General features: G+C 41.0%; 4 protein-coding genes. All 4 read left to right on the forward strand.

All coding sequences use genetic code 11. The features are described 5' to 3' along the window. Nucleotides 1-61 precede the first annotated feature (61 nt). The gene (locus ACEW8U_RS18920) at nt 62-1,759 is read left to right on the forward strand and encodes a 1-acyl-sn-glycerol-3-phosphate acyltransferase (protein WP_373523624.1); all 1,698 of its coding nucleotides are present in this window, start codon (nt 62-64) and stop codon (nt 1,757-1,759) included. Further along, nucleotides 1,737-2,795, forward strand: a complete 1,059-nt coding sequence (locus ACEW8U_RS18925) for an NAD(P)H-dependent glycerol-3-phosphate dehydrogenase (RefSeq protein WP_373523625.1) — start codon at nt 1,737-1,739, stop codon at nt 2,793-2,795. Before ACEW8U_RS18920 ends, ACEW8U_RS18925 begins: the two co-directional genes overlap by 23 nt. Before the next feature lie 240 nt (nt 2,796-3,035). Beyond that, nucleotides 3,036-4,334, forward strand: a complete 1,299-nt coding sequence (locus ACEW8U_RS18930) for an APC family permease (RefSeq protein WP_373523626.1) — start codon at nt 3,036-3,038, stop codon at nt 4,332-4,334. Beyond that, the coding region (locus ACEW8U_RS18935; protein WP_373523627.1) for a DUF4038 domain-containing protein at nt 4,324-5,895 on the forward strand (1,572 nt) is incomplete at its 3' end. The genes ACEW8U_RS18930 and ACEW8U_RS18935, both read left to right, overlap by 11 nt.

A 5,895-nucleotide genomic window follows, 5' to 3' on the forward strand; every position in this document is an offset into this window, starting at 1 on the left:
AAAAAATCAACCTCAAGTCCATTTTTTTATATCTTTGTTTTTTACGTAACTCTAAAGACACTTGGCAGAAAATTATATCAAGCATAAATATGATCCGATTCTTCCCAAGAAGGATGAATGGCCTGTTGTCAAACTCAGCAAGAGCAGAAAGGATTTTATTAAAAGGGTAGCTGAAGCCAGTAAAAGATCTGTCCTCCAAATCACAGGTGACAATATGGCCCTGTTGAAAGAAGAGTTGGAAACGACACTTTACCGGGAAAAACTCAGGATCAAGCAGAACCCTTGGGACGTAGACCCTGATGACGAAAAAGATTTTTGGAATAAAGTAAAATCTAGCCTTGTCCAGATAAGTGCAGACGTCAATACAACCAAAACCCAGAAAAAGAAAAAGTACTTAGATATTTTGGATGATATTACCATCCGCTATTCTGAGGAAATAGCCAGTAATTTTATCCATTCCCATTATAAAGTTACCCGAAGGATTGTCACATTTGGCTTTGCACGTCTTTTAAATGCCGCAAGGGTAAAAGGCTTCAGATCTATTTTCAGCAATCAGTACACCCTACAGGACAAGATACAGATAGTTGGTGAAACAGATGAAATAAGGGAATTGGCTTCCAAAGGAACTATTGTAATGGTTCCAACGCATTTTTCCAATCTTGACAGTATTCTGATTGGCTGGGTCATTTCGGTTTTGGGGTTGCCACCATTTATATATGGTGCGGGCCTTAATCTTTTCAATATCGGAATCTTCGCTTATTTCATGAATGCATTGGGTGCATATAAAGTAGATAGGCGAAAGAAAAATCTTTTGTATCTGGAAACACTAAAAACCTATTCTTCAGAAGCCATTCAGTTTGGGGTTCACAGTCTCTTTTTCCCCGGGGGAACACGATCTAGAAGTGGGATAATCGAAAAGAAACTCAAGTTGGGACTCCTAAGCACGGCAGTTGAAGCCCAAAGATCCAATTTCCAAAAAGGCCTCAATGATGTCAATGGAAAAATATTCATTGTCCCTGTCACGATCAACTACCATTTTGTACTTGAAGCACCAAGTCTGATTCAGGAACACCTCTCTTTGACCGGTCAGGAAAGGTATTATAAGGAATCCGATGAATTTTCTACTTCTTACAAGATCTCAAAATTTCTGGTCAAGTTCTTTACCAAAGGATCAGACATTTCTGTCTCAATAGGCAAGGCCATGGATGTGTTGGGCAATTATGTAGATACTGATGGAAACAGTATGGACCGAAACGGGCGGATCATCAATACCCGGGATTATTTTATTTCCAATGGAAATGTGACCGTGGATGTGCAACGGGAAGAAGAGTACACTTATAGATTAGGAAACCGTATCGTCGAGGAATTTCATATCATCAACAGGGTATTCAGTTCACATTTGGTGGCTTTTACAGCCTTTCAAATGATCAAAAGAGAAAATAAAAAAATGGACTTATTCAATCTTTTGCGCCTCCCTGAGGAAGACATTGTGATTGTTTATGCTGATTTCAAAAATGAGTGTCAAAAAGTATTGGATAGAATTCTAGAGCTGGAATCTGAAGGCAAAGTTCAGGCAGCCCCCCATCTCAAAGATGACCTGGACACCATCATCAATCATGGACTGGCAAATGTGGGCATGTACCATGCCAAACGGCCTTTGGTTAAAAATGAAGGGGGAAATATAGAAACACAGGATTTAAGTTTACTTTATTATTACCACAACAGATTGGAAGGATATGGCCTCGAAAAAATCTTCTAAAGAAAAATCCGTGGGAGTAGTTGGAATGGGGAGCTTTGGTACTGCCATTGCCAATATCCTTTCCGAAAAAAGCAAAGTCATCGCTTATGTAAGAAGAGCTGAAGTAATGGATGAAATCAACCAACAACATAGCGTTGACGGGATCAGTATTCATCAGGACATAGTAGGAACCCAAGACCCTGAAATGCTCTGCAAAGCTTGTGATACGATTTTTTTTATGATTCCTTCGAGTGCATTTCAAGAGGTAATCAGGTTGTTTTCACCCTATTTATACCCCTATCATTTAGTGATTCATGGTACAAAAGGTCTTTGTCTCAATTTGCCAAAAGGTAAAACCCTTACAGATATTGGCAAAATTAGCCGTGAAAATATCCTGACCATGAGCGAAGTTATTCTGAAGGAAACTGTTGTCGTCAGGGTGGGATGCTTGGCCGGACCGAATTTGGCCAAAGAACTTTATCAAGGGCAGCCCGCAGCAACCGTTGTGGCCAGCAAATACAATGAAGTCATTCTCGAAGGACAAAGATTGCTCAGAACAGACAAGTTCCAGGTTTATGGGAACTCAGATATTGTTGGCGTAGAATTGAGCGGGGTCCTTAAAAATATTATAGCCATTGCCGCAGGTGCTTTAGCGGGATTGGGATTGGGGGAAAACGCAAAAGGACTGTTGATTTCAAGAGGGATGGTCGAACTGATTTACCTGGGTAATGCGCTTGGTGGAAGTTTGAAGTCTTTTATCGGACTCGCCGGAATCGGTGATTTAGTGGCTACCTGTAATTCAACCTTGTCCAGAAACTTCACTGTTGGCTATAGATTGGCACAAGGGGAGACATTGGAGGAAATCATCAATACCATGGAAGAAGTCGCGGAAGGCATCAACACAGTGAAGTTGATGAAAACCTTTGTAGAAGGAAAAGGCATGCGGGCGCCGATTACAGAAAATCTCTATAAAGTGTTGTTCGAAGACCTAAAGATCGAGGAAGCACTTCAATATTTGATGAAATATCCTTTTAGTGTGGATGTGGATTTTTTGTAGAAATTGGATTATTTGAGGGAAAGAAAAATGGATAAAGGCTTCTTCGCCAGTAACGCAATATTCATTTCAAACAGGTCGGAAGTCCGATGTCGGATGTCCGATGTACTGGACATTTTAGTTTACTGGCGAGAATTATATTGAATTTTCATTTTACTGGCATCAATGCATACATACATCGTAAAAAATAAGTACAAAAAAAATACATAAAAATCAGGATTATCCCTCAGTAAAAAATAAAATTTGGCTAACTTACCCACATCACTCAAACGCGGCATCCAAAGATGGGACCTGGTCTTTCTGGTCATCAACTCAGTAATAGGCGCCGGGATTTTTGCACTGCCGGCCAAGGTTTTTGCCTTATCGGGAATTTACAGCATCCTTGCATTTTTAGTATGCGCTATTGTGATGATGGTGCTGATTTTGGTATTTGCAGAGGTCAGTTCGAGATTTGAAAAAACCGGCGGTCCATACCTTTATGTGCATACAGCTTTTGGGCCAATACCTGCCTTTGTCATAGGTTGGTTGTTGATGCTGACAAGACTGTTCAGTTATGCCACTTTGATCAATTTGATGGTGCTTTACCTTTCCTTTTTTTCAGATGTTTTCAATCAGCCGGAAGTCCGAATCGGACTGATTTTGTTGATCACGGGTCTTATCACCTATTTCAATTGGATCGGGGTCAAGAACACCGCAAAAGTGAGTAACATCCTGACAGTTGCCAAGCTTTTCCCATTGGCTGTATTTATCATTGTGGGACTATTCTATATTGATTTTGATCTGGTAGAGGCTGGTCCTCTGCCAAGTTTGGAGGATTTTTCAGCTTCTACATTGTTGTTGATTTTTGCTTTTGGAGGTTTTGAAGCCGGACTTGTGAACAGCGGAGAAATTGTCGATCCCAAAAAAAACCTTCCATTTGGACTCATCACCGCCGCTGCCGTCATTGCTGGATTTTACATTTTGATCCAAGTAGTTTCCATTGGAACACTACCCGATTTGGCCACATCGGACAAGCCACTTGCCGATGCTGCCACTGGTTTTATGGGCTGGTGGGGAGGAATGTTTATCACACTGGGCGCCGTAGTATCCATCATGGGAACTTTGAATGTACAGATCTTGAGTGGATCAAGGCTTCCGTACGCGCTAAGCATGGAAGACCAACTCCCTAAACTTTTCAGCAAAGTGCATCCAAAGTTTGCCACCCCTTGGGTTTCTATTCTCTTCTTTTCTGGATTGGTTGCTTTTGTGGCAATTGTATGGGGTTTTATGAGTTCTTTGGCAGTGTCGGTGATTGCAAGGCTTATTCTGTACGCATTGGTATGTGCCTCTTTGATCAAATTGAGGAAGACCCAGCCAGAAGGTAATTATTTTAAAATACCCTATGGGAACCATTTTGCTATTGTTGGAATATTAGCCACCATTTGGTTGCTTTCAGGGAGTCAGGCAGAAGAGATTTGGGATACGTTTTTGTGGACAGGGTTGGGATTGGTTACTTTTGTTGTGCATCATATTTTTAAAAAAACCCAAAACCATGAAGATTAAATTATTCTATACTCCCCTATTGTTCCTTTTCCTTTTCTGTTTGGAATCATTTGCCCAAATCAAATCCACTGTTTATAAAAAAAACATCAATACTTCAGTGGAGCAATGGCAGGTCAATGACCTTGTTTTCAAAGGAAAGACTACCGGGAATGAAAACCCATTTGAAACGGAATTTGGAGCAATTTATACAGGCCCAAATGGTGAAAGCATGAAGGTTCCTGGATTTTTTGATGGCAACAATAATTGGACTGCCAGATTTTCCTCCAAAACACCGGGGAATTGGACCTTTGAGACCTATTCCTCCAAGCCTGAACTTTCGGGTCTGAAAGGAAGCATTAATGTTGCTCCCAATACGAGACCCAACCAAAAAGGGGCAGTAATTATAGACCCTAACAATCCACAGGCCTTCATCTATGAAGATGGAAGTCCTCATTTCCTTTTGGCTTTTGAACTGGATTGGCTCTTTGCTTTGGATTACAAAGAACCAAATGGAATACCGCGTACCTCACGGATTTTGGATGATGTCAGTGCCAATGGATTCAATCATGTGGTCATGAATGCTTATGCCCATGACGTTGGATGGAAGATCGCGGACAATGTCCCTGAGGAATACTACTTTGGAAAACTGGATTATGGCCCCTTTGAAGGAGGAAATGAAAATCCGGATTTCAGCCGATTGAACCTCCGCTTGTTCCAACATCTGGACAGGGTTTTTGAAGCGATGCAGGCTAGAGGATTGGATGCACATCTGATGATATATGTCTGGAATAAAAAAGTCAATTGGCCTGACATGTACAGCAATGCGGACAATATGTATTTCGATTATATCATCGACAGGTATCAGGCCTTCAGCAATGTCATTTGGGACGTGTCCAAAGAGGCCTTGGATTATGGAAGATGTGATATCCCATACCTCCACGAACGTATTCATAGGGTCAGAAAACGGGATGCATTCCAAAGATTACTTACCGTGCACGATTATGAGTACAATTCAAGGCATCCTGACAAAGTGGATTTTGTGTCCATTCAAAGTTGGCGCTCAAACCTCTATTCTCTCATGCTACAGGGGAGAGAATTCCATTCAGACAGACCTGTGGTCAATATAGAGCATGGAGGCTATGAAGAAGGTCCCTATGTATCCTTCCTTGGAAATTACACAAATGCCGAAACCTGCTTGGAAAGAACTTATGAATGTGTTTTTGCGGGTGTTTATGGTTCTTATTATTGGCAAGATGCTTCCTGGAATATTGTGGTTTGGGATGCTTTTGACGACAAGCATGATTTTGATAAACCCCGGTATGATTACTATAAACACTTGGCAGGACTTTTTGAAAAATACAATCTCAATGAGTTCAAGCCCAGTATTCCAAAACTGACCACCAATGACAAAGGGGGAAATGATAACCTGGCTACAAATGGTTATGGACTTTATGATGAAAAAGGCAATTATCTGATGATGATTCCCAAGGAATCCGAAAGGGTAAATGTGGTCATCCCAAAGCCTAAAAACGGGAAAGTGAATGTGACTTGGTTCAATCCTTTTACAGGAGAATATTTGAAA

This window comes from Aquiflexum sp. (assembly GCF_041751335.1).
GTDB lineage: Bacteria > Bacteroidota > Bacteroidia > Cytophagales > Cyclobacteriaceae > Aquiflexum.

What these genes read in the sequence shown, in the direction of transcription:
- ACEW8U_RS18925 (WP_373523625.1), top strand. Translation starts at nt 1,737, where the DNA reads ATGGCCTCGAAAAAATCTTCTAAAGAAAAATCCGTGGGAGTAGTTGGA.